At 68.3% G+C, this 227-nt stretch carries 1 pseudogene; it reads right to left on the bottom strand.

Annotated elements, in window-relative coordinates:
* Nucleotide 1: 1 nt before the first annotated feature.
* Nucleotides 2-227: pseudogene (locus MKL01_RS06305) on the bottom strand (hypothetical protein); the annotation flags it as partial.

The raw sequence follows: 227 nt of genomic DNA, 5'->3' as shown, positions 1-227 counted from the left end.
CTCAGTGCCGGTATCGTTCGGCGAGCGCCATGAGCGCCTGGGCGAGTTCGGTGAGGTTGGCGGAGGCCGCCTCGACCTGTCGGGTTCCGGCGGCGGTCTGCTGGCTGGCCTGGCGGATGTTCTGCAGGGCGCCCATCACCTGCTCGATGCCGAGCTGCTGCTGGTTGGTCGAGGCCACGATCTGCTGGAACGTCTGGACGTTCTCCTCGACCCGCGCGGTGATCTCC

Origin of the sequence: Methylobacterium sp. J-070, from assembly GCF_022829385.1 — a bacterium.
Classification (GTDB): domain Bacteria; phylum Pseudomonadota; class Alphaproteobacteria; order Rhizobiales; family Beijerinckiaceae; genus Methylobacterium.
The sequence above is the reverse complement of the archived record's forward strand: the minus strand, read 5'-3'. Positions and strand labels throughout refer to the sequence as shown.